At 49.4% G+C, this 443-nt stretch carries 2 tRNA genes and 2 rRNA genes; all 4 read left to right on the forward strand.

The annotated features are described in order from the left end of the window. Positions 1-65: ribosomal RNA gene (locus tag ACTNC6_RS16185) — 16S ribosomal RNA — on the forward strand; the annotation flags it as partial. Positions 66-137: 72 nt separating this feature from the next. Then, positions 138-255 (forward strand): 5S ribosomal RNA (rrf, locus tag ACTNC6_RS16190). 5 nt (positions 256-260) lie between these two features. Next, positions 261-333: transfer RNA gene (locus ACTNC6_RS16195), tRNA-Ala, on the forward strand. 23 nt (positions 334-356) lie between these two features. After that, positions 357-430: transfer RNA gene (locus tag ACTNC6_RS16200), tRNA-Ile, on the forward strand. Positions 431-443 lie beyond the last annotated feature (13 nt).

Here is a 443-nt window from a genome sequence, read left to right on the forward strand (position 1 = left end):
CGATGACTGGGGTGAAGTCGTAACAAGGTAGCCGTATCGGAAGGTGCGGCTGGATCACCTCCTTTCTAAGGTAAGAAAAAGTAGAGAAAAAAATGTGTTTTACTGTTGAGTTATCAAGGAAACTGAATAAAGATATTTCTGGTAGCGATGCGCTTAGGGGAAACACCCGTTCCCATCCCGAACACGACGGTTAAGACCTAAGCGGCCGATGGTACTGCACTGGAGACGGTGTGGGAGAGCAGGTGGCTGCCAGATCAAATGGGGATGTAGCTCAGTTGGGAGAGCACCTGCCTTGCAAGCAGGGGGTCGAGAGTTCGAATCTCTTCATCTCCACTGAAATCGAAAGATTTCAAGATGGGCTTATAGCTCAGCTGGTTAGAGCGCACGCCTGATAAGCGTGAGGTCGGTGGTTCGAGTCCACTTAAGCCCATTGGCTTATAAAA

It is taken from the genome of Blautia sp. HCP3S3_C4 (assembly GCF_052064095.1).
In the GTDB taxonomy this organism is placed as follows: Bacteria; Bacillota; Clostridia; order Lachnospirales; family Lachnospiraceae; genus Blautia_A.